The 22822-nt window shown below is 61.3% G+C and carries 23 protein-coding genes and 1 other RNA gene; 18 read left to right on the forward strand and 6 right to left on the reverse strand.

All coding sequences use genetic code 11. The features are described from left to right. The first annotated feature begins 63 nt into the window (after nucleotides 1-63). Nucleotides 64-1158: a cell division protein ZapE gene (gene zapE, locus HX881_RS09780; RefSeq protein WP_177084145.1), complete on the forward strand. Its 1095-nt coding sequence runs from the start codon at nucleotides 64-66 to the stop codon at nucleotides 1156-1158. 99 nt (nucleotides 1159-1257) lie between these two features. On the opposite strand, the gene HX881_RS09785 is transcribed toward zapE, so the two are convergent. Further along, on the reverse strand, nucleotides 1258-2178 hold the full coding sequence (locus HX881_RS09785) for a GlxA family transcriptional regulator (protein WP_177084570.1): 921 nt from the start codon (nucleotides 2176-2178) through the stop codon (nucleotides 1258-1260). Nucleotides 2179-2416: 238 nt separating this feature from the next. Here HX881_RS09785 and HX881_RS09790 point away from each other — a divergent pair, with 238 nt between their 5' ends. Then, nucleotides 2417-3553, forward strand: a complete 1137-nt coding sequence (locus HX881_RS09790; protein ID WP_017123586.1) for an acyl-CoA dehydrogenase family protein — start codon at nucleotides 2417-2419, stop codon at nucleotides 3551-3553. A 144-nt stretch (nucleotides 3554-3697) separates the two neighbouring features. Here the strand turns inward: HX881_RS09790 and HX881_RS09795 are convergent, their stop codons facing one another. Then, nucleotides 3698-4738: an NADP(H)-dependent aldo-keto reductase gene (locus tag HX881_RS09795; RefSeq protein ID WP_017123587.1), complete on the reverse strand. Its 1041-nt coding sequence runs from the start codon at nucleotides 4736-4738 to the stop codon at nucleotides 3698-3700. Nucleotides 4739-4983: 245 nt separating this feature from the next. Here HX881_RS09795 and rplM point away from each other — a divergent pair, with 245 nt between their 5' ends. From rplM to HX881_RS09830, 7 genes are all read left to right on the forward strand, one after another. Then, on the forward strand, nucleotides 4984-5412 hold the full coding sequence (rplM, locus tag HX881_RS09800) for a 50S ribosomal protein L13 (RefSeq protein ID WP_017123588.1): 429 nt from the start codon (nucleotides 4984-4986) through the stop codon (nucleotides 5410-5412). 14 nt (nucleotides 5413-5426) lie between these two features. Then, nucleotides 5427-5819 carry a 30S ribosomal protein S9 gene (gene rpsI / locus HX881_RS09805; RefSeq protein ID WP_017123589.1) on the forward strand — a complete coding sequence of 131 codons (393 nt, stop codon included), beginning with the start codon at nucleotides 5427-5429 and terminating at the stop codon, nucleotides 5817-5819. A gap of 254 nt (nucleotides 5820-6073) precedes the next feature. After that, complete coding sequence (petA, locus tag HX881_RS09810) at nucleotides 6074-6670, forward strand: ubiquinol-cytochrome c reductase iron-sulfur subunit (RefSeq protein WP_042934291.1); 597 nt, start codon at nucleotides 6074-6076, stop codon at nucleotides 6668-6670. After that, nucleotides 6667-7878 (forward strand): cytochrome b, encoded by a 1212-nt coding sequence (locus tag HX881_RS09815; RefSeq protein WP_017123591.1) that lies wholly within the window; start codon nucleotides 6667-6669, stop codon nucleotides 7876-7878. The genes petA and HX881_RS09815 overlap by 4 nt, the downstream gene beginning before the upstream one ends. Continuing rightward, nucleotides 7878-8660, forward strand: a complete 783-nt coding sequence (locus tag HX881_RS09820; protein WP_017123592.1) for a cytochrome c1 — start codon at nucleotides 7878-7880, stop codon at nucleotides 8658-8660. The genes HX881_RS09815 and HX881_RS09820 overlap by 1 nt, the downstream gene beginning before the upstream one ends. Nucleotides 8661-8844: 184 nt before the next feature. Beyond that, nucleotides 8845-9462 carry a glutathione S-transferase N-terminal domain-containing protein gene (locus HX881_RS09825; protein WP_017123593.1) on the forward strand — a complete coding sequence of 206 codons (618 nt, stop codon included), beginning with the start codon at nucleotides 8845-8847 and terminating at the stop codon, nucleotides 9460-9462. 11 nt (nucleotides 9463-9473) lie between these two features. Then, nucleotides 9474-9887, forward strand: coding sequence for a ClpXP protease specificity-enhancing factor (locus tag HX881_RS09830; protein ID WP_017123594.1), 414 nt, complete (start codon nucleotides 9474-9476; stop codon nucleotides 9885-9887). Nucleotides 9888-10010: 123 nt separating this feature from the next. On the opposite strand, the gene HX881_RS09835 is transcribed toward HX881_RS09830, so the two are convergent. The 4 genes from HX881_RS09835 to HX881_RS09850 form a co-directional block, all read right to left on the reverse strand. Continuing rightward, nucleotides 10011-10589 (reverse strand): BON domain-containing protein, encoded by a 579-nt coding sequence (locus tag HX881_RS09835; RefSeq protein WP_177084147.1) that lies wholly within the window; start codon nucleotides 10587-10589, stop codon nucleotides 10011-10013. Further along, nucleotides 10586-11179: a phosphoheptose isomerase gene (locus tag HX881_RS09840; protein ID WP_017123596.1), complete on the reverse strand. Its 594-nt coding sequence runs from the start codon at nucleotides 11177-11179 to the stop codon at nucleotides 10586-10588. Before HX881_RS09840 ends, HX881_RS09835 begins: the two co-directional genes overlap by 4 nt. Nucleotides 11180-11393: 214 nt before the next feature. Then, a complete protein-coding gene (locus HX881_RS09845; protein ID WP_177084149.1) occupies nucleotides 11394-11765 on the reverse strand; it encodes a YraN family protein in 372 nt (123 codons plus the stop codon). Continuing rightward, nucleotides 11765-13576: a penicillin-binding protein activator gene (locus HX881_RS09850; protein WP_017123598.1), complete on the reverse strand. Its 1812-nt coding sequence runs from the start codon at nucleotides 13574-13576 to the stop codon at nucleotides 11765-11767. The genes HX881_RS09845 and HX881_RS09850 overlap by 1 nt, the downstream gene beginning before the upstream one ends. A gap of 249 nt (nucleotides 13577-13825) precedes the next feature. On the opposite strand from HX881_RS09850, the gene rsmI reads away from it, so the two are divergent. The 9 genes from rsmI (at nucleotide 13826) to mraY (ending at nucleotide 22822) form a co-directional block, all read left to right on the forward strand. Continuing rightward, nucleotides 13826-14668, forward strand: a complete 843-nt coding sequence (gene rsmI, locus HX881_RS09855; RefSeq protein WP_017123599.1) for a 16S rRNA (cytidine(1402)-2'-O)-methyltransferase — start codon at nucleotides 13826-13828, stop codon at nucleotides 14666-14668. 144 nt (nucleotides 14669-14812) lie between these two features. Next, nucleotides 14813-15166: RNase P RNA component class A (gene rnpB / locus HX881_RS09860), an RNA gene on the forward strand. Between the two features lie 310 nt (nucleotides 15167-15476). Then, entirely contained in the window at nucleotides 15477-15932 is a 456-nt protein-coding gene (mraZ, locus tag HX881_RS09865; RefSeq protein WP_026013246.1) for a division/cell wall cluster transcriptional repressor MraZ, read from the forward strand. Beyond that, nucleotides 15929-16876: a 16S rRNA (cytosine(1402)-N(4))-methyltransferase RsmH gene (rsmH, locus tag HX881_RS09870; protein ID WP_377650860.1), complete on the forward strand. Its 948-nt coding sequence runs from the start codon at nucleotides 15929-15931 to the stop codon at nucleotides 16874-16876. Before mraZ ends, rsmH begins: the two co-directional genes overlap by 4 nt. Next, the gene (ftsL, locus tag HX881_RS09875) at nucleotides 16873-17166 is read left to right on the forward strand and encodes a cell division protein FtsL (RefSeq protein WP_017123603.1); all 294 of its coding nucleotides are present in this window, start codon (nucleotides 16873-16875) and stop codon (nucleotides 17164-17166) included. Before rsmH ends, ftsL begins: the two co-directional genes overlap by 4 nt. After that, nucleotides 17166-18902: a peptidoglycan D,D-transpeptidase FtsI family protein gene (locus HX881_RS09880; protein WP_167331612.1), complete on the forward strand. Its 1737-nt coding sequence runs from the start codon at nucleotides 17166-17168 to the stop codon at nucleotides 18900-18902. The genes ftsL and HX881_RS09880 overlap by 1 nt, the downstream gene beginning before the upstream one ends. Beyond that, nucleotides 18902-20365, forward strand: a complete 1464-nt coding sequence (locus HX881_RS09885) for a UDP-N-acetylmuramoyl-L-alanyl-D-glutamate--2,6-diaminopimelate ligase (RefSeq protein ID WP_103032748.1) — start codon at nucleotides 18902-18904, stop codon at nucleotides 20363-20365. Before HX881_RS09880 ends, HX881_RS09885 begins: the two co-directional genes overlap by 1 nt. Beyond that, nucleotides 20358-21740: a UDP-N-acetylmuramoyl-tripeptide--D-alanyl-D-alanine ligase gene (locus HX881_RS09890; RefSeq protein ID WP_017123605.1), complete on the forward strand. Its 1383-nt coding sequence runs from the start codon at nucleotides 20358-20360 to the stop codon at nucleotides 21738-21740. Before HX881_RS09885 ends, HX881_RS09890 begins: the two co-directional genes overlap by 8 nt. Next, entirely contained in the window at nucleotides 21740-22822 is a 1083-nt protein-coding gene (mraY, locus tag HX881_RS09895; protein ID WP_017123606.1) for a phospho-N-acetylmuramoyl-pentapeptide-transferase, read from the forward strand. Before HX881_RS09890 ends, mraY begins: the two co-directional genes overlap by 1 nt.

Consider the following 22822-nt stretch of genomic DNA (forward strand, 5'->3'; position numbering starts at 1 on the left):
TTGCCATTCCCACGGGCCGTCGCTAAAGTGACCGCCCGTTTTTGTTACCTTGCTAACGAAATTATGACGCCCCTAGAACGATATCAAGCTGATCTGAAACGCCCCGAGTTCTTTCACGACGCGGCCCAGGAAACGGCAGTGCGCCATTTGCAGCGCCTGTACGACGATCTGGTCTCGGCTTCGCAGAACAAGCCGGGCCTGCTCGGCAAACTGTTCGGCAAGAAAGACCAGGCACCGGTCAAGGGCCTGTATTTCTGGGGCGGCGTCGGCCGTGGCAAGACCTACCTGGTCGATACCTTCTTCGAAGCGTTGCCGTTCAAGGAAAAGACCCGCACGCACTTCCACCGCTTCATGAAGCGGGTGCACGAGGAAATGAAGACCCTGCACGGTGAGAAAAACCCGCTGACGCTCATCGCCAAGCGTTTTGCCGCCGAGACCCGGGTCATCTGTTTCGACGAGTTCTTCGTCTCCGATATCACCGATGCGATGATTCTCGGCACCTTGATGGAAGAGTTGTTCAAGAACGGCGTGACCCTGGTGGCGACCTCGAACATCGTGCCGGACGGCCTGTACAAGGACGGCCTGCAGCGCGCGCGTTTCCTCCCGGCGATTGCGCTGATCAAGCAGAACACCGAGATCGTCAACGTCGACAGTGGCGTCGACTATCGCCTGCGTCATCTGGAGCAGGCCGAACTGTTCCACTTCCCGCTCAACGAAGCCGCTCACGAGAGCCTGCGTAAAAGCTTCCGTGCCTTGACGCCGGAGTGCACCCAGGCGGTCGAGAACGATGTGCTGATGATCGAGAATCGCGAGATCCGGGCGATCCGTACCTGTGACGATGTGGCCTGGTTCGACTTCCGCGAGCTGTGCGACGGCCCGCGCAGCCAGAACGACTACATCGAGCTGGGCAAGATCTTCCATGCCGTGTTGCTCAGCGGTGTCGAGCAGATGAGCGTCACCACCGACGATATCGCCCGGCGCTTTATCAACATGGTCGACGAGTTCTACGACCGCAACGTCAAGCTGATCATCTCCGCGGAAGTCGAGCTCAAGGACCTGTACACCGGTGGTCGCCTGAACTTCGAATTCCAGCGGACCCTCAGCCGCCTGCTGGAAATGCAGTCCCACGAGTTCCTCTCGCGGGCGCACAAGCCGTAAGACCGTGTTCGTGGCGCCTGCCGGCGCCACGTCTGAGCAGAACCTTCCTGTTCCCGACGAAACCACGGGACGCCGTTGCCCTCGGGCCGGCGTCGGGCTTCAGGCTGCCTGCTGGAACTGTTGCCGGTACTGGTTCGGTGACAGCTCCGTGTGCTGGCGGAACAGCCGGGCAAAGAAGCTGGCGTCGTCGTAGCCGACTTCGTAGCTGATGGTCTTGATGCTCTTGCGGGTGCCGGACAGCAGGCCCTTGGCCGTCTCGATGCGCAAGCGCTGCAGATAGTGCAATGGCTTGTCACCGGTAGCGGTCTGGAAGCGGCGCATGAAGTTGCGGATGCTCATGCCGTGTTCGCGGGCGACATCCTCGAAGCGGAACTTGTCGGCGAAGTGCTCCTCCAGCCATTGCTGGATCTGCAGGATGATCACGTCCTGGTGCAGCTTCTGGCCGCCGAAGCCGATGCGTCCCGGCGCGTAGCTGCGCTGCACTTCATAAAGGATGTCGCGTGCCACGGCCTGGGCGACGTTGGCCCCGCAGAAGCGCTCGATCAGGTAGATGTAGAGATCGCAGGCCGAGGTGGTGCCGCCGGCGCAGTACAGGTTGTCGGCGTCGGTCAGGTGCTTGTCCTGGTTCAGGTAGACGTTGGGAAAACGTTCGCTGAAGGCGTTGAAGAACCGCCAGTAGGTGGTGGCTTCCTTGCCGTCGAGCAGGCCGGCTTCGGCGAGCCAGAAGACACCGGTGGCTTCGCCGCAGAGCACGGCGCCGCGGGCGTGTTGCTCGCGTAGCCAGGGCAGGACCTGCGGGTAGCGCTGGCAGAGTGTGTCGAAGTCGTCCCAGAAGGCCGGCAGAACGATCACATCGGCGTTTTCCAGGCCGCCGTCCACGGGCAGGATGACGTCGCTGAAGCTGCGCACGGACTGGCCGTCGGGGCTGACCAGGCGTGTCTCGAAGACCGGGGTGAGGCCCTGGCCCAGCTGCTTGCCGTAGCGCAGGCTGGCGAGATGGAAAAAATCCTTGGCCTGCATGAGGGTCGAGGCGAATACCCGATCGATAGCCAGGATGCTGACGCGCCGCAAGGGCGTCGAGAGTGGATTAGCCATAATTCCATTGTTCTTATTAGTGGAAAGTTCTTATAGGGGAAAGTGGTCAAGAGACGGCTGGATCGTCTTATTTTTTGTCGTATGTGTCCAGTGGTTCAAGGTAAAACACTGGCATAGGCTCAACGGGCCAATCCCGGCTTCCGCGTGTTTGCAAGGTACCCGCATGATTCCCAGAACCCTGTTCAGTTCCGAGCACGAGCTTTTTCGCAGCAGCGTGCGCAAGTTTCTCGAGCAGGAGGCGCAGCCTTTCCATGCTCAGTGGGAGAAACGCGGGTACATCGACCGTGAGCTGTGGAACAAGGCGGGGGAGGCGGGGATGCTCTGTTCTCATCTGCCGGAAGCCTATGGCGGCATGGCGGCGGACTTTCTCTACAGCGCGGTGGTGATCGAGGAGATCAGCCGCCTGGGTTTGAGCGGGATCGGTTTCTCGCTGCACTCGGATATTGTCGCGCCCTACATCCTGCATTACGGCAGTGAAGCGCTGAAGCTCAAGTACCTGCCGCGACTGGTCAGCGGCGAGATGGTCACGGCCATCGCGATGACCGAGCCGGGTGCCGGTTCCGACCTGCAGGGGGTGAAGACCACGGCGGTGCTGGATGGCGACGAATACGTCCTCAATGGTTCGAAGACCTTTATTACCAACGGCTTTCTCGCCGACCTGGTGATCGTGGTCGCCAAGACCGATCCGAAGGCCGGGGCCAAGGGCACCAGTCTGTTTCTGGTGGAGGCCGATACACCGGGCTTCGCCAAGGGCAAGCGTCTGGAGAAGGTCGGGATGAAGGCCCAGGACACCTCGGAGCTGTTTTTCCAGGATGTCCGGGTACCGAAAGAGAACCTGCTGGGCCAGGCCGGCATGGGCTTCGCCTACCTGATGCAGGAGTTGCCCCAGGAGCGCCTGACGGTGGCCGTGGGCGGCCTGGCGTCGGCCGAGGCGGCATTGCAGTGGACATTGGAATACACCCGCGAGCGCAAGGCCTTCGGCAAGTCCATCGCGGATTTCCAGAACACCCGCTTCAAGCTGGCGGAAATGGCCACCGAGATCCAGATCGGCCGGGTATTCGTCGACCGCTGCCTGGAGCTGCATCTGCAAGGCAAGCTCGATGTGCCGACGGCGGCCATGGCCAAGTACTGGGGCACGGACCTGCAATGCAAGGTGCTCGACGAATGCGTGCAGTTGCATGGCGGCTACGGCTTCATGTGGGAATATCCGGTGGCCCGGGCCTGGGCGGACGCACGGGTGCAGCGGATCTATGCGGGGACCAACGAGATCATGAAGGAGATCATTGCCCGTTCGCTGTGACAGGTGGAGGGCGCAATCCCTGTAGGAGCGAGCTTGCTCGCGAAGAGGTCCTTGAGAGCGACAGGCGCTTCGGGGGCAAGCCCCCTCCCACAGTCATCTGGCATCGGTGGGAGGGGGCCTGCCCCGAGCGGCACGGGCGGTCGCTTACGGCGCGGGGTTCGGATGATCCTTGTGGATCGCCTCGATCCCGGCCAGCACTTCCTCGGACAGTTTCAGCTCGGCGCTGGCGATGTTGCTGTCCAGCTGTTCGAGCGTGGTCGCGCCGATGATGTTGCTGGTCACGAACGGTTGCCGGGTCACGAACGCCAGGGCCATCTGCGCCGGGTCCAGGCCGTGTTCACGGGCCAGGGCGACATAACGGCTGCACGCGGCTTCCGACTGCGGGTTGAAATAACGGCTGAAGCGGCTGTACAGGCTCAGGCGAGCCTTGTCCGGGCGCGCGCCGCCTTCGTACTTGCCCGACAGGAAGCCGAACGCCATCGGCGAATAGGCCAGCAGGCCGCACTGTTCGCGCAGGGCGACTTCCGCCAGGCCGACTTCGAAGCTGCGGTTGAGCAGGTTGTAGGGGTTCTGGATCGACACCGCCCGCGGCCAGCCGCGACGTTCGGCTTCGAGCAGGAACTTCATGGTGCCCCATGGCGTTTCGTTGGACAGGCCGATATGGCGGATCTTGCCGGCCCTGACCTGCTCGTCCAGCGCTTCGAGGGTTTCCTCGATCGGCGTGAAGTCCTCGTCGGCCTTGTGCTTGTAGCCCAGTTGCCCGAAGAAGTTGGTGCTGCGCTCCGGCCAGTGCAACTGGTACAGGTCGATCCAGTCGGTCTGCAGGCGCTTGAGGCTGGCATCGAGGGCCTGGACGATATGCTGGCGGTTGTGCTTGAGGCTGCCGTCGCGGATGTAGCCGATGCCGTTGCCCGGACCGGCGATCTTGCTCGCCAGGATCCAGTCGGCGCGATCGCCGCGCTGCCTGAACCAGTTGCCGATCATGCGTTCGGTGCTGGCGTAGGTTTCAGCCTTGGGCGGCACCGGGTACATCTCGGCGGTGTCCATGAAGTTGATGCCGGCGGCCTTGGCGCGCTCGATCTGGGCAAAGGCCTCGGACTCGGTGTTCTGCTCGCCCCAGGTCATGGTCCCCAGGCAAATTGCGCTCACGTTCAGATCGGTCCGGCCTAGCTGACGGTATTCCATTGGCTGCTCCTGTGGGAAAACGACCATAAAAGCAGGTTGAAATTTTTTTCGCAATCTGCATAATTACGCACCTCTTTATGCAGTGGAAGTGATGCGCCGCCGCCAAAGAATCTTGCCGTTGAACGGACGCGCCGACCCGAGCCCCCGAAAGCGTCTGTATCCGGCTGCCTTTGACCTTGTCAAAGTACGCACTATTCAGTAAGATCCGCCGTCTTATTTACAGGCGGCCCCTGAGGCTATAAAGAATGAAAACTTTTACTGCTAAACCGGAAACAGTTAAGCGCGACTGGTTTATCGTCGACGCTGCTGGTCAGACCCTGGGTCGTCTGGCCACCGAAATCGCGAGCCGCCTGCGTGGCAAGCACAAAGCCGAATACACTCCGCACGTCGACACCGGTGACTACATCGTTGTCATCAATGCCGAGCAGGTTCGTGTTACCGGTGCCAAAACCACCGATAAAATGTACTACTCCCACTCCGGTTTCCCGGGCGGCATCAAGTCGATCAACTTCGAAAAGCTGATCGCCAAGGCGCCAGAGCGCGTGATCGAGACCGCGGTCAAGGGCATGCTGCCCAAGAACCCGCTGGGTCGCGACATGTACCGTAAGCTGAAAGTCTATGCGGGCGCTGTGCACCCTCATACCGCTCAGCAGCCTCAAGAACTGAAGATTTAACGGAGTAGTTCAATATGTCGGCGACTCAAAATTACGGTACTGGCCGTCGCAAGACCGCAACTGCGCGCGTCTTCCTGCGTCCGGGTACTGGTAACATCTCCATCAACAACCGCACCCTGGACACCTTCTTCGGTCGCGAAACTGCCCGCATGGTAGTTCGCCAGCCGCTGGAACTGACCGAGACCGTCGAGAAATTCGACATCTACGTCACCGTCATCGGTGGTGGTGTGAGTGGTCAGGCTGGCGCAATCCGCCACGGCATCACTCGTGCCCTGATGGACTACGACGAGACTCTGCGCAGTGCACTGCGTAAAGCCGGCTTCGTAACTCGCGATGCCCGCGAAGTTGAGCGTAAGAAAGTCGGTCTGCGTAAAGCGCGTAAGCGTCCGCAGTACTCGAAGCGTTAATTCGCTCTCGGCTTCAGAAAAAGCCCGGTTCCCTTGTGGAACCGGGCTTTTTTTATGGGCGAAATATTTGCTGTGACAACTTGCCACATCCGTAGACCCCCTATACTACAAGGCTTGGGGCAGTGTGGGCCCGGTAATTACCTTGTCAGGGGTGGGGCTTTTCATTACCATTCGGCAAAATTTTTATAAGTACAAAGTTTTTACTTAGTAGACGCCTGATTTAACAGGCCACAAAGCTGATGGGAGAGGACTGAATGAGCAATGACGGCGTGAATGCAGGCCGACGTCGCTTCCTCGTAGCAGCCACGTCCGTGGTAGGGGCTGCAGGAGCGGTGGGGGCTGCGGTCCCGTTCGTGGGGTCATGGTTTCCCAGTGCCAAGGCGAAAGCCGCAGGCGCACCGGTGAAAGTGAATGTCAGCAAGATCGAGCCAGGACAGCAGATGATTGCTGAATGGCGTGGCCAGCCGGTATTCATCGTTCGCCGCACCCCGGAAATCATGGGTAATCTGAAGAAGATCGAAGATCAACTTTCCGATCCCCAGTCCAAGAACTCGACACAACCAACCTACGTTGATCCAGAGACGCGTTCGATCAAGCCGGAAATCCTCCTGCTGATCGGTATCTGTACGCACCTGGGTTGTTCGCCGACATTCCGTCCGGAAGTGGCACCTGCCGATCTGGGGCCCAAGTGGGTAGGGGGCTATTTCTGCCCTTGCCACGGCTCCCACTACGATCTGGCGGGGCGCGTCTACAAGTCCCAGCCCGCGCCCTTGAACCTCCCGGTTCCGCCGCATTCCTATGAGACCGACGAACTTATCGTCATCGGCGTCGACAAGGAGAACGCGCAATGAGCAAGTTCATGGATTGGGTGGATGCTCGCTTCCCCGCGACCAAGATGTGGGAAGACCATCTCAGCAAGTATTACGCGCCGAAAAACTTCAACTTCTTCTACTTCTTCGGCTCCCTGGCCCTGCTCGTCCTGGTCAACCAGATCGTCACCGGTGTCTGGCTGACCATGAGCTACACCCCTTCGGCGGAAGAGGCGTTCGCCTCCGTCGAATACATCATGCGTGACGTCGAGTACGGCTCGATCCTGCGCCTGCTGCACTCCACAGGCGCTTCGGCGTTCTTTATCGTGGTCTACCTGCACATGTTCCGTGGCCTGCTCTACGGTTCGTACCAGAAGCCGCGCGAGCTGGTGTGGCTGTTCGGCATGCTGATCTACCTGGCGCTGATGGCCGAGGCCTTCATGGGCTACCTGCTGCCATGGGGGCAGATGTCCTACTGGGGCGCCCAGGTGATCATCTCGCTGTTCGGTGCGATCCCGGTCATCGGCAACGACCTGACCCAGTGGATCCGTGGTGACTACCTGATTTCCGGGATCACCCTGAACCGCTTCTTCGCCCTGCACGTGGTGGCCCTGCCGATCGTGATTCTCGGCCTGGTGGTGTTGCACGTACTGGCGCTGCACGAAGTCGGTTCGAACAACCCCGACGGCGTCGACATCAAGAAGCACAAGGACGAGAACGGCGTACCGCTGGACGGCATCGCCTTCCATCCGTACTACACCGTGAAGGATATCGTCGGCGTGGTGGTGTTCCTGTTCATCTTCTGTTCCATCGTGTTCTTCTTCCCGGAAATGGGTGGGTATTTCCTCGAAAAACCGAACTTCGAACAGGCCAACGCCTTCAAGACGCCGGAGCATATCGCCCCTGTCTGGTACTTCACGCCGTTCTACGCGATCCTGCGGGCGATTCCCGACAAGCTCATGGGCGTGATCGCCATGGGGGCCGCGATTGCCGTGCTGTTCGTCCTGCCATGGCTCGATCGCAGTCCGGTCAAGTCCATGCGCTACAAGGGCTGGATGAGCAAGATCTGGCTGGTGGTGTTCTGTATTTCGTTCGTGATCCTGGGCGTGCTGGGCGTTCTGGCGCCGACCCCCGAGCGTACGTTGCTGTCGCAGGTCTGTACCTTCCTGTACTTCGCCTACTTCATTCTGATGCCGTTCTATACCCGGCTCGAGAAGACCAAACCGGTTCCGGAAAGGGTGACTGGCTGATGAAAAAACTATTTGCTGTTTTGTTGCTTGCGGCGCTGCCAGTACTGTCTTTTGCCGCCGAACATGGTGGTCCGGAACTGGAAAAAGTCGATATCGACGTTTCCGACAAGGCTGCCATGCAGGACGGTGCGCGGACCTTCGCCAACTATTGCATGGGTTGCCACAGCGCCAAGTTCCAGCGTTATGAGCGTGTTGCCGACGACCTGGGGATTCCCCATGACCTGATGCTCAAGAATCTGGTGTTCACCGGCGCCAAGATCGGCGACCACATGAACATCGGCATGCAGCCGGCGGATGCCAAGGCCTGGTTCGGTGCGGCTCCGCCCGACCTGACCCTGGTGGCACGGGTGCGTGGGACCGACTGGCTGTATGGCTACCTGCGGTCCTTCTACGAAGATCCTGCGCGTCCATGGGGTGTGAACAACAAGGTCTTCCCGAATGTCGGCATGCCGAACGTGCTGGTGGGCCTGCAAGGTCGTCAGGTCGTCGGTTGCAAGCAGGTCCAGATCGTCGAGGACGGCAAGAAGCAGTATGATCCGCTGACCGGTACGCCATTGACCCATGAGGCGTGCGATCAGCTGACCATCGTGCCGAAAAGCGGCAGCCTGACCGAAGAGCAGTTCGATGAGAAGGTCAAGAACCTGGTGACCTTCCTGGCCTACTCGGCCAACCCGGTGAAGCTGGAGCATCAGCGCATCGGTACCTACGTCTTGCTGTACCTGGCCTTCTTCTTCGTGTTCGCTTATCTGCTCAAGCGCGAATACTGGAAGGATGTGCACTGATAACGTTGTAATATAGCTGTCAATCGTGCGCGCCCAAGGGTGCCTCTGAAGATGTAGCAAGTGGGACAGGCAGGATGAAGCCGGCAACGGTGTCATCCACCGCCGGTCCTGCCGCTACGGGAGGCTTCCCTTGGGCGCGCGCGTTTTCCGTTTCCGATAATTTCAACAAGCGAGGAGGACCGCCATGGGCGTGACCAACCGGTTGGCCTGTTACTCCGACCCCGCCGACCACTATTCCCATCGAGTGCGCATTGTGCTGGCGGAGAAGGGTGTCAGCGCCGAGATCATCAGTGTCGAGGCGGGTCGTCAGCCGCCGAAGCTGATCGAAGTGAACCCTTACGGCAGCCTGCCAACCCTGGTCGATCGTGACCTGGCGTTGTGGGAGTCGACGGTGGTGATGGAATATCTGGATGAGCGCTACCCGCATCCACCGCTGCTGCCGGTTTATCCTGTGGCGCGGGCCAACAGCCGGCTGCTGATGCACCGCATCCAGCGCGACTGGTGCGGGCTGGTGGACCTGATCCTGGATTCGCGGACCAAGGAGCCGGCACGCGTGCAGGCTCGCAAGGAATTGCGCGAGAGCCTCACCGGGGTTTCTCCGCTGTTCGCCGACAAGCCATTCTTCCTCAGTGAGGAGCAAAGTCTGGTGGATTGCTGTCTATTACCGATACTCTGGCGTCTACCGATTCTGGGTATTGAATTGCCGCGGCCGGCCAAGCCGTTGCTCGATTATATGGAGCGCCAGTTTGCGCGTGAGGCTTTCCAGGCAAGTCTGTCTGGTGTCGAACGCGATATGCGCTAAGGAGCCGTTTGATGAACTCCAGTCGTCCTTATTTGGTTCGTGCGTTGTACGAATGGATAGTGGATAACGATTGCACCCCGCACATACTGGTCAATTCCGAGTACCCCTCGGTCCAGGTGCCGCAGGGTTTCGCCAGTGACGGGCAGATCGTGTTGAATGTTTCGCCGAGTGCCGTGCGCCACTTGCACATGGATAACGAAGCGGTCAGTTTCGAAGGGCGTTTCGGCGGTGTGCCGCATACGCTGTACGTGCCCATCGGGGCCATCCTGGGGATCTATGCCCGGGAGAATGGCCAGGGCATGGTGTTCGATCTCGAGTCGCCCCTGGAGGACGATGAAGAAGTCGAGCCGGATGATGACGGTCCGCCGTCGGGGTCGGAGCCACCGCGTCCCAGCGGCCGGCCGAGCCTGAAGGTAGTGAAGTAATAAAAAAGGCGCCTCATCCGAGGCGCCTTTTTTACATCGTATTTCCGACCTGTCGCGATCCCCGTAGGAGCTGGCTTGCCAGCGATGAGGCCGGCAAGCCGGCTCCCATAGTGATGAGCCGGATCAGTCGATGTACTCGAAGAGCTTGACGATCTTCTGTACCCCGCCAACACCCTGCACCAGGTTGGTTGCGCGGGTCGCTTCCTGTTGTGTGACCAGGCCCAGCAGGTAGACGATGCCATTCTCGGTCACCACCTTGATGCGCGAGCCGGGGATGGTGTTGTCGGTCAGCATCTGTGCCTTGATCTTGCTGGTCAACCAGGTGTCGTTGCTGCGGGCGGCGAACGAGGAGGGCTGGAGGACCTGCAGCTCGTTGTTCACTTTCTTCACCCGTTGAACCGCGGCGGCGGCCTGCTCGGCCTTGGCCTTGAGCTCTTCGCTGGGCGTCTGGCCGGCCAGCAGGACGATGCCGTTGAAGCTGGTCACGACGATATGGGAAGACACTTCCAGGGCCGGGTCGGCCTTGGCTACGTTTACCTCGACCTTGGTCTGGATCAGTGAGTCGTCGATCTTGCTGCCGAAGGTGCGGGTGCCCCGATCGTCATTGATCGGCTCGTCGCGGGTTGCGGTCAGTACCGAGCTGCAACCACTGATGCCCAGGCACAGGGTCAAAGCCAGCAGGCTAAGGCGATTAACGGTCATTCTTCACTCCCGAACAGTTGGCTGTCGATCAGATCGCACAGGCAGTGGATCGCCAGCAGGTGGACTTCCTGGATACGTGCGGTGACGTTGGCGGGGACGCGGATTTCCACGTCCTCGGGCAGCAGCAGCGAAGCCATGCCGCCACCGTCACGTCCCGTCAAGGCTACGACAACCATTTCGCGATCATGTGCGGCCTGGATTGCCTGAATAATGTTGGCGGAGTTGCCGCTGGTGGAAATCGCCAGCAGGACATCGCCGGGTTGGCCGAGCGCGCGGATCTGCTTGGAGAAGACTTCGTTGTAGCTGTAGTCGTTGGCGATCGAGGTGATGGTCGAGCTGTCGGTGGTCAGGGCGATGGCCGGCAGGCTCGGTCGCTCGCGTTCGAAGCGGTTGAGCAGTTCCGAGGAAAAGTGCTGGGCATCACCCGCCGAGCCGCCGTTGCCACAGGAAAGCATTTTGCCTTCGTTGAGCAGGGCGTTGACCATGATCTGGCTGGCTTGCTCGATGTGAGGTGCAAGAACGTCCATCGCCTGTTGCTTGGTGTCGATACTGGCCTGGAAAAGCTGGCGAATTCGGGATTGCATGTCCATCTAATTGTGACCTTAAGTAGGGCGGCTGCCAGGCAGCTTGAAAACTACTGCAGGCTGGGCGCCTTTAGCGTTACGCGCGCAATGCTGCGTTTTCAAGCTGCCTGGGCGGGCGCTGTCCGGGGTTTCCCGGAGGCTGCCCGGCACAAGAATGTGCAGCCCGCAAAGCAAAGAGCAAAATCGGTGAATGAAAAGTAACCGGCTCGACAACCAGGGGTCAGTTGTCGAAGGCATTCCGTAGCCAGTTCAGCTGGGGTGCTGCTTCCAGGTCGCCCTCTATGGCGATCACATCGAAACGGCAGGGGCGACTGGCCCAGCGTGACTCGCGTTGCAGGAAATACTGCGCCGCGAATATTAACTTCTTGCGCTTGCGGGCATCGATGCTGCCCGCGGCGCCACCCCACTGGGTGTTTTTTCTATAACGAACTTCGACGAATACTACTGTATCGCCGTCGAGCATGACCAGATCAAGCTCGCCGCGTTTACATAACCAGTTCTGCGCCAGCAGGCGCAGCCCTTGTTGTTCGAGATGCCGGAGCGCGAGGCTCTCGGCATCCTTGCCGCTTTTCAGGTGCAGGCCATCGGGCATCAGCGCGGTGTGTCCGGCAGGCGCTGGACCTGGCCGCTGACGAACTGGGCCCAGGGCAGCTGGCGTTCGACCCGTTGTCCCTGATCCATGCTCAGGCTGCCGGAGAGGCCTTCGATGCGGCTGTCCGGCAGGGCCTTGAGCTGACCCAGGCGCGGGGCCAGTCTGTAGGCGTCGACGCCCATGGCATACAGGCGTCCCAGGCTGCCGCCGGCTTGTGGCCATTGGGCGGTGACCTGTTTGCGCAGTGGGTCGTTGGCATCCAGCAGCCATGGGGTTTCGCAGAAGCGAATGCCGTTCATGTCGTTGTACTGGTTGATGTCGCCCGTGGCGCTGAACAGGTGCGAGGTGGCGTACACGGGCACGTCACCTGCGTACTGGAAGTTCAGGGTCGGCTTGATCTGCTGGGCCTGTTGCGGTGTCGCGGCGAGGAAAATGAACTCGATGTCCTGGCGGCGCGAAGGTTGGGCGGCGACCTGGCCGCCCACGGTGCTTTGCAGGCTCTTGGCGCGACCTTCGCTCTGACGCAACTGGAACAGGTCGGCAATCTGCTGGGCCAGGGCAACCGGCTGATCGACGTGTTCGACACCGACCACGGTGCCGCCGTTGGCTTCCCAGTCCTGGCGGAAGGCTTTCAGTACGCGATCGCCCCATTCGCCTTTCGGCACCATGGCCGCGGCGCGGTGCAGGCCGTCGGCACGGGCCCGACGCGACACTTCACGGGCTTCGTCTTCGGCAGCCAGGCCGAACTGGAACAGTTGCGGCGGGTTTTGCGTGCTTTCGCTGTAGTTCAGCGCCAGGGTGGTGATCGGCAGTTGCGGGCGAGCGCTGAGTTGCTTGACCAGGGGTTTTTCCAGCGGGCCGATCACCAGTTGCACGCCGGCGGCCTGGGCCTTGCGATAGAAATCATCCAGGGAGCCCAGGCGCGAGCTGTCATAGAACTCGATGACCGGTGGTTTTTGTCCGGCCTGCTGGGCCTGGTAATGAGCGGCCATGAAGCCTTCACGCAGCGCCTTGCCGACGGAAGCCAGCGGGCCGTCGTTCGGCAGCAGCAGGGCGATCTTGTTCAGTGGCTGGCTGGCCAGTTCCTTGAGCTTGACCAGCGGTTGCGGCAATTGCAGGGCCGCCGGGTGCTTGGGGTTCTGCGCGCGCCAGGTGTCGATGGCGGCCTGCTGCTGTTCCAGGGTGCCGGAAGTCTTGACCGCCAGAGCCAGGCCGAGCCAGCCGCTGAGGTCGTCGCTGCCGGTTGGTTGCAGTTGATCGGTCGGCAGTGCCGCGATCAATGCCCAGATCGCCTCGTGGTTGGCCCGGGCGGCGTCGCCGCTGAGCAGTGGCGCGATGAAGATACGCTCGCGAGCCGCGGCCAGGGTCTGGCCATCCGCTTCGAGGGCACGGGCACGGACGGTCTGGGTGCGGATCTGCTGGTCCACCGGCAGTTCGCCAAGGCGTTCCAGGCTTGGATGGTTCAATGCCGCCAGCGCTGCCTTGGGCTGGTTGCGGGTCATCGCCAGTTCGGCGGCCAGGGTGCTGGCAAACACCTGCTGGGCCGGCTTGAGCTGGTCCAGCGGTACCTGGGCGAGGATCTGCGACGCACGACCGGTGTCTTTCTGGCGGTAGGCCAGATCAGCGGCGGTCAGTCGCAGCAACGCGGCCTTGTCCGGCGTTTTGCTGGTGGAGGCCTGTTCGAGCAGTTGCTCGATGGTGGCATCCGGGGTCCGTGGAAGTTCGCCAAGGCTGGAGGAGGGCGAGCTGGCGCATGCCGCCAACAAGGCAGCAAGGCAGAGGGCAGAGAACAGCCGCAGGCAAGCGATCATGTAAGTGTTCCTGATACTCGATCAAATTAGCGTGGAATTGTACCCAAGCACTGGCCGGGGCGCGATGTTGCTGGCGTGAAACCATCAAATTAGGTCGTACAAAGCATGTCCGTGACGGCAAATTCCCCGGTCGGACCAGCCGGGCTTGCGGTTGTGGAGCGTATCGGCAGGGCCTCTACGCGCTACAATGGGTTTTTCGTTCTTCTTGAGGTGTGCGCTTTGACTGCTCCAGGTGCTTTGAATTCCGCGATGGGCTCGCTTTATGTGGTGGCGACACCCATCGGTAACCTGGATGACATCAGTGCGCGTGCCATGAAAGTACTGCGCGATGTGTCGCTGATCGCGGCGGAAGACACCCGGCACTCGTTGCGACTCTTGCAGCACTTCGGTATCGCCACGCCGCTGGCGGCCTGTCACGAGCACAACGAACGTGATGAGGGTAGCCGTTTTATCGCCAAGCTGTTGGCGGGCGAGGACGTTGCGCTGATCTCCGACGCCGGCACGCCGCTGATTTCCGATCCGGGTTATCACCTGGTGCGCCAGGCCCGGGCCGCGGGGATCAAGGTGGTGCCGGTGCCCGGTGCCTGTGCGCTTATTGCGGCGCTGTCGGCGGCCGGGTTGCCGTCCGATCGCTTTATCTTCGAAGGCTTCCTGCCAGCCAAGGCGGTCGGACGTCGCTCGCGCCTGGAACTGTTGAAGGAAGAGCCACGGACCCTGATCTTCTACGAGGCGCCGCACCGGATCCTCGAATGCCTGCAGGACATGGAGCTGGTGTTCGGCCCGGAACGCCCGGCGTTGCTGGGGCGCGAGCTGACCAAGACCTTCGAGACGCTCAAGGGCTTGCCGTTGGGCGAGTTGCGCGGCTTTGTCGAGGCCGACAGCAATCAGCAACGGGGCGAGTGCGTGGTCCTGGTTGCCGGTTGGACTGCGCCGGAAACCGACGATGCGGTCGGTGCCGAAGCCATGCGTATCCTCGATCTGCTGCTCAAGGAAATGCCACTCAAGCGTGCCGCGGCCCTGGCGGCGGAAATCACCGGTGTGCGCAAGAATGTGCTGTATCAGGTCGCGCTCGAGAAACAGAAAAACGACTGACTTATTTGGAGGTGGGATTGATCCATGGTTGGTGTCGGGTTTTTCCTGGGTAAAGTGACCGGAATCCCTGTGGCCGGGCTTATCGGGACAGTGGCGGCTTTAAAGCTTGTCCTTCGTGTCATGTGCCGGTAACCTTCGCGGCGGAGAGTCGATTGGACAGTCGCTGCCCTCTATGAAAATTAGAGGGGGGAGGAAAGTCCGGGCTCCATAGGGCGGAGTGCCAGGTAATGCCTGGGAGGCGCGAGCCTACGGAAAGTGCCACAGAAAATAACCGCCTAAGCATTTCGGTGCCGGTAAGGGTGAAAAGGTGCGGTAAGAGCGCACCGCACGTCTGGCAACAGTTCGTGGCTAGGTAAACCCCACTCGGAGCAAGACCAAATAGGGTTCCTAGGCGTGGCCCGCGCTGGAACCGGGTAGGTTGCTAAAGATGTCCAGTGATGGCCATCGTAGAGGAATGACTGTCCTCGACAGAACCCGGCTTACAGATCGACTCTCCACCTCTTTCCCTCCCTGCTCGCAATCGCTGGCAGAAGCGCATTTGTAATACCGAAAAAATCTTACTCTTAACAAATCACTTTAACTTCAGACCTCAAATTTTTGAGCTGCATGAAGTTTGTCTGGCAAAACCCTCTCCGAATTGTCCCAAAGTCTCCTTTTATGCTCCTAAATCTCCGTTCTGTAAGGCTTTTCCTTAGGACCGCGCCTTGACGGTGTGGTGGGCGCATTCCTATAGTGTGCACAAGTGGCGGAAAGTGGCATGAAGTGGGTTTTTTGAACGTAAAACGCTAATATTTGGAGAAACGCATCTGTGTTTCGCGGAGCTAACGCTATCAGTCTCGATGCAAAGGGCCGTCTCGCCATGCCGAGCCGGTACCGTGACGAGCTCGATTCGCGTAGTTCCGGACAATTGATCGTCACCATTGATGCGGTGGATCCCTGCTTGTGTGTGTACCCGCTCGATGAGTGGGAACTGATTGAAACCAAGTTGCGTGCGTTGCCGTCGCTGCGGGAAGAGAACCGCCGTCTGCAACGTCTGCTGATTGGTAATGCCGTCGATCTCGAACTCGACGGCAGCGGCCGTTTCCTGGTGCCGCCGCGCCTGCGCGAGTACGCGAAGCTGGACAAGCGCGCGATGCTGGTGGGCCAACTGAACAAGTTTCAACTGTGGGACGAGGACGCCTGGAATGCTGTATCTGCAGCTGACCTGGCGGCCATTCAACAACCGGGCGCGATGCCTGATGAACTGCGTGATCTGATCCTGTGACTATTGATAGCGGCTTCAACCACATCACCGTACTGCTTGACGAAGCCGTCGAGGCTCTCGCCGTACGTCCTGATGGCTGCTATCTGGACGGCACTTTCGGTCGTGGCGGGCATAGCCGGCTGATTCTCAGCAAGCTCGGGCCGGATGGCCGACTTCTCGGTTTCGACAAGGATCCACAGGCGATTGCCACCGGGCAAGCGCTAGCGGCCGAAGACGGCCGCTTTGTCGTTGTGCAGCGCAGCTTTGCCGAGCTGGGTTCGGAGATCGTCGAACGCAATATGGCGGGCAAGGTCAACGGCATCCTGCTCGACCTCGGGGTGTCCTCGCCGCAACTGGACGACCCGGAGCGCGGCTTCAGTTTCATGAACGACGGCCCGCTGGACATGCGCATGGATCCGTCGCGCGGGATCAGTGCCGCCGAGTTCATCGCCACGGCACCGGCAGAAGAAATCGCCCGTGTCTTCAAGGAATATGGCGAAGAGCGATTCTCCGGCCGCATGGCCCGGGCCGTGGTCGAGCGCCGTGCAATCAAGCCTTTCGAACGTACCGCCGACCTGGCCGAAGTGCTCAAGGTCGCCAATCCTGCCTGGGAAAAGGGCAAGAACCCGGCTACCCGGGCTTTCCAGGGGCTGCGCATCCACGTCAACAATGAACTGGGCGATCTTGAAACCGGCCTCGAAGCGGCGCTCGATGCCCTGGAAGTCGGTGGCCGCCTGGTGGTGATCAGTTTCCACTCGCTGGAAGACCGTATCGTCAAGCTGTTCATGCGACGCCTGGTCAAGGGCGAGGGTGACAATCTGCCGCGTAACCTGCCGGTACGTCATCAGGCGTTCGAGCCGCGTATCAAGGTACACGGCAAGGCGCAGTTCGCCTCCGAAGCCGAACTCAAGGCCAATCCACGCGCGCGCAGCGCCGTGATGCGGGTCGCGGAGAAGTTGCGGTGAGCAAGCTCTACGCCAAGCCACTTCCCGGCGGAAGCTTTTTCATGTTCCTGCTGTTTATCGCCGTGCTGGTCTCCGCCATCGGCGTGGCCTACAGCGCGCACTGGAATCGTCAATTGCTCAATTCGTTGTATGGCGAACTGAGTGTGCGTGACAAGGCCCAGGCCGAATGGGGCCGCCTGATCCTCGAGCAGAGCACCTGGACGGCCCATAGCCGGATCGAGACCCTGGCCACCGAACAACTGAAGATGCGCATCCCCAGCCCATCCGAAGTCAGGATGGTGGCGCCATGATGAAACTCGAGGGCGCACTCTATCCGTGGCGCTTCCGCGTGGTCCTCGGCGCGCTGGCGATCATGGTCGGCTATATCGGCTGGAAGATCGTCGACCTGCAGGTCATCGACCGCGCGTTCCTGATCGGCCAGGGCGATGCGCGCAGCATGCGGCATATCCCGATTCCCGCGCACCGTGGTCTGATCACCGACCGTAACGGCGAGCCCCTGGCGGTCAGTACGCCGGTGACCACGCTGTGGGCCAACGCCAAGGAAATGCAACTGGCCAAGGACCGCTGGCCGGCACTGGCCATGGCGCTCGGGCAGGACCCGAAGCTGCTGACCGAACGCCTGGAACAACAGGCCAACAAGGAATTCATCTACCTGGTTCGCGGCCTGACCCCGGAGCAGGGCCAGGCCGTGCTCGATCTTAAGGTTCCCGGTGTCTATGGCATCGAGGAATTCCGGCGTTTTTATCCGGCCGGCGAAGTGGCGGCCCACATGGTCGGCTTTACCGATATCGACGACCATGGTCGCGAAGGGGTGGAGCTGGCCTACGACGAGTGGCTGGCCGGGGTGCCGGGCAAGCGACAGGTGATCAAGGACCGGCGCGGCCGGCTGATCAAGGATGTCCAGGTCACCAAGAACGCCAAGGCCGGCAAGCCCTTGGCGTTGTCCATTGACCTGCGCCTGCAATACCTGGCCAACCGCGAACTGCGCAACGCCCTGGTGGAAAACGGCGCCAAGGCCGGCAGCCTGGTGATCATGGACGTGAAGACCGGCGAGATCCTCGCCATGGTCAACCAGCCGACCTACAACCCCAACAACCGTCGCAACCTGCAGCCAGCGATGATGCGCAACCGCGCGATGATCGACGTGTTCGAGCCGGGTTCGACCATGAAGCCGATCTCCATGAGTGCCGCCCTGGAAACCGGGCGCTGGAAGCCTTCCGACACGGTCGAGGTCTATCCGGGCACCCTGCAGTTGGGCAAGTACACCATTCGTGACGTATCCAAGACCGAAGGCCCGGTGCTCGACCTGACCGGCATCCTGATCAACTCCAGTAACGTGGGGATGAGCAAGGTCGCCTTCGATATCGGTGGCGAGGCGATTTTCCGCGTGATGCAGAAAGTCGGCCTGGGCCAGGACACCGGCCTCGGTTTCCCCGGCGAGCGTGTCGGCAACCTGCCGAACTACCGTGAGTGGCGCAAGGCCGAGACGGCGACCCTGTCCTATGGCTACGGCCTGTCGGTGACCGCCATCCAGCTGGTGCACGCGTTCTCGGCGCTGGCCAACAACGGCAAGATCGTCCCGCTGACCCTGATCAAGACCGACAAGATGCCCGAGGGCACCCAGGTCATCCCGGAAAATGTCGCCAAGACCATGCAAGGCATGCTGCAGCAGGTGATCGAGGCTCCGCGGGGTGTCTGGCGTGCCAAAGTCCCGGCCTACCATGTCGCCGGCAAGTCCGGTACCGCGCGCAAGACATCGGTCGGCACCAAGGGCTATGCCGAGAACTCCTACCGCTCGCTGTTCGCCGGTTTCGGTCCGATGAGCGATCCGCGCTACGCCATCGTGGTAGTGATCGACGAACCGAGCAAGGCCGGTTACTTCGGCGGCCTGGTCTCGGCTCCGGTCTTCAGCAAGGTGATGTCCGGCACCCTGCGGCTGATGAACGTCAGCCCGGATGACCTGTCGAGCATTCCGCAGCAGCAAGCCATTGCCGCACCCGTACCTGTAAAAGGAGGGCGTGGTTAATGTCCCTGAGCCTGAACAAGATCTTTCCTCACGCCGGCCGCGATCTGCTGATTCGCGAGTTGGCGCTCGACAGCCGCAAAGTGCGTGCCGGCGACCTGTTCCTGGCGGTGCCGGGCGGCAAGGTCGATGGCCGCAGCCATATTGCCGACGCCCTGCAGCGCGGCGCGGCGGCGGTTGCCTATGAAGTGGAAGGCGCCACTGTCCTGCCGATCACTGATATCCCGCTGATCCCGGTCAAGGGCCTGGCGGCACAGTTGTCGGATATCGCCGGGCGCTTCTATGGCGACCCGAGTCGTCAATTGAACCTGTTGGGTGTCACCGGGACCAACGGCAAGACCAGCGTCACCCAACTGGTTGCCCAGGCCCTGGACCTGCTCGGCCAGCACTGTGGGATCGTCGGCACCCTGGGTACCGGTTTTTATGGTGCCCTGCACAGCGGCCTGCATACGACGCCGGACCCGATTGCCGTCCAGGCGACCCTGGCTGACCTGAAGAAAGCCGGTGCCAAGGCGATTGCCATGGAAGTGTCTTCCCACGGCCTGCACCAGGGCCGCGTCAGCGCGCTGGCGTTCGACGTGGCGGTGCTGACCAACCTCTCCCGCGATCACCTCGATTACCACGGCACCATGGAAGCCTATGGGGCCGAGAAGGCCAAGTTGTTCGGCTGGACCGACCTGAGCTGCCGGGTGATCAATATCGATGACGATTTCGGTCGTCAGCTGGCAGCGCAGGAACACGAATCCCGGCTGATCACCTACAGCCTGGAAGACAGCGGCGCCTATCTGTATTGCCGCGATGCGCAGTTCGGCGACGAAGGTGTGCGCGCCACCCTGGTGACCCCGCAAGGTGAACACCACCTGCGCAGCACGCTGCTGGGGCGTTTCAACCTGAGCAACGTCCTGGCCGCAGTGGGCGCATTGCTGGGGCTGGATTACGCGCTGGATGAGATTCTCCGGGTGCTGCCACAGCTCGAAGGCCCGGCCGGTCGCATGCAGCGCCTGGGCGGCGGCGCCTGTCCCCTGGTGGTGGTGGATTACGCCCACACCCCGGACGCCCTGGAAAAAGTCCTGCTGGCCCTGCGCCCACATGCCAAGGGGCAGTTGCGCTGCCTGTTCGGCTGTGGCGGCGACCGTGATCGCGGCAAGCGTCCGTTGATGGCGGAAGTGGTCGAGCGCCTGGCCGACAGCGTGCTGGTCACCGACGACAACCCCCGGACCGAAGATCCCCTGCGGATTTTCGACGATATCCGCGCGGGTTTTGTCGCCGCCGATGCCGTCCGCTTCGTGGCCGGTCGTGGCCTGGCCATTGCCGAACTGATCGCCGCGGCCAAGGCCGACGATGTGATCGTCCTGGCTGGCAAGGGCCATGAGGATTACCAGGAAATCAATGGCGAACGCCATGCCTTCTCCGATCTGGTCGAGGCATCGAAGGCACTGCAAGCCTGGGAGGCCGCACATGCTTGAAGCCATGCAGTTGAGTGCCGTCGCCAATGACCTGTCGGGGCGTCTTGTCTCGGCGGACGCGAGTTTCTCCGGAGTGAGCATCGACAGCCGGGCCATCCAGCCGGGCCAGTTGTTTGTCGCCCTGACCGGTCCGCGTTTCGACGGGCACGATTACCTGAACGATGTGGCGGCCAAGGGCGCCGTCGCGGCGTTGGTCGAACGTGAAGTCCCGGGAACCGAACTGCCCCAGTTGCTGGTGCGCGATACCCGCCTGGCGCTCGGCCAACTGGGTGCCCTGAACCGTGCCCGGTTTACCCGGCCGGTGGCGGCGATCACCGGCTCCAGCGGCAAGACCACGGTCAAGGAGATGCTCGCGAGCATCCTGCGTACCCGAGGGCTGGTGCTGGCGACCCGCGGCAACCTGAACAACGAACTGGGTGTGCCGTTGACCCTGCTCGAACTGGCGCCGGAACACAGCGCTGCAGTGATTGAACTGGGCGCTTCGCGCATCGGCGAAATCGCCTACACCGTCGCCATGACCAAGCCTCATGTGGCCATCTTGAACAATGCCGGAACCGCCCATGTCGGCGAGTTCGGCGGCCCCGACAAGATCGTCGAGGCCAAGGGCGAGATCATCGAGGGCCTGCAGGCCGATGGTGTTGCCGTACTCAATCTGGACGACAAGGCCTTCGCCATCTGGAAAGCCCGTGCCGGTGCGCGCAAGGTGCTCAGCTTTGCCCTGGGCAACAGCGCCGCCGACTTCCATGGCAGCGATATTTCCCGCGATCCGCGCGGTTGCCCGCAGTTCGTACTGCACGGCCCCGACGGCAGCGCGCCCGTGCAACTGAATCTGTTGGGCAGCCACAACGTCGCCAACGCCCTGGCGGCGGCGGCGGCGGCCCATGCGCTGGGTATTTCCCTGCCGGGCATCGTTGCCGGGCTGGAAGCCGTCCAGCCGGTCAAGGGCCGGGCAGTCGCGCAACTGGCCAGCAACGGCGTGCGGGTCATCGATGACACTTACAACGCGAACCCCACCTCGATGTGCGCGGCCGTTGATATACTCGCCGGCTTTTCCGGCCGCACCGTTCTGGTGCTCGGGGATATCGGCGAGTTGGGCGAGTGGGCGGAGCAGGGACATCGTGAAGTAGGGGCCTATGCCGCCGGCAAGGTTTCAGCGCTGTATGCGGTGGGGCCGATGATGGTCCACGCCGTCAACGCATTCGGCCAGCAGGCTCGTCATTTCGCCACCCAGGCCGATCTGATCGAGGCGCTGGGCGCCGAACAAGACACCAATACCACCATTTTGATCAAGGGTTCGCGCAGCGCTGCGATGGAAAACATCGTCGCGGCTTTGTGCGGGCCTGCGCCTCATGTGCATAAGGGAGAGACGCATTAATGCTGCTGCTGCTAGCGGAGTATCTGCAACAGTTCTACAAAGGCTTCGCGGTCTTTCAGTACCTGACCCTGCGCGGGATTCTCGGGGTGCTGACCGCGTTGTCTCTGTCGCTGTTTCTCGGCCCGTGGATGATTCGTACCCTCCAGAGCCTGCAGATCGGCCAATCGGTTCGCAATGACGGCCCGCAATCGCACCTCTCCAAGTCCGGCACGCCGACCATGGGGGGCGCGCTGATCCTGTCGTCCATCGGTATCAGCACCCTGCTGTGGGCCGACCTGCACAACCGCTATGTCTGGGTGGTGCTGCTGGTCACCCTGCTGTTCGGGGCTGTCGGCTGGGTCGACGACTATCGCAAGGTGATCGAAAAGAACTCCCGTGGCCTGCCCAGCCGCTGGAAGTATTTCTGGCAGTCGGTGTTCGGTCTGGGCGCGGCGATTTTCCTGTTCATGACCGCACAGACTCCGGTGGAAACCACCCTGATCGTGCCCATGCTCAAGGACGTCAGTATCCCGCTGGGCGTGGGCTTCGTGATCCTGACCTACTTCGTGATCGTCGGTTCGAGCAACGCGGTCAACCTCACCGATGGCCTCGATGGCCTGGCGATCATGCCGACGGTGATGGTCGGCGGCGCGCTGGGGATCTTCTGCTACCTGTCGGGTAACGTGAAGTTCGCCGAATACCTGCTGATTCCCTATGTACCGGGCGCGGGCGAACTGATCGTGTTCTGTGGCGCGCTGATCGGTGCCGGCCTTGGTTTCCTCTGGTTCAACACCTATCCGGCCCAGGTTTTCATGGGCGACGTCGGCGCCCTGGCGCTGGGTGCCGCCCTGGGCACCATCGCGGTGATCGTTCGCCAGGAAATCGTCCTGTTCATCATGGGCGGCGTGTTCGTGATGGAAACCCTGTCGGTGGTGATCCAGGTCGCCTCTTTCAAACTGACCGGCCGCCGGGTTTTCCGTATGGCGCCGATTCACCACCACTTTGAACTCAAGGGCTGGCCCGAGCCGCGCGTGATTGTCCGTTTCTGGATCATCACCGTGATTCTCGTGTTGATCGGCCTTGCCACCCTGAAGCTGAGGTAG

This window comes from Pseudomonas gingeri, assembly GCF_013386115.1.
Lineage (GTDB): Bacteria > Pseudomonadota > Gammaproteobacteria > Pseudomonadales > Pseudomonadaceae > Aquipseudomonas > Aquipseudomonas gingeri.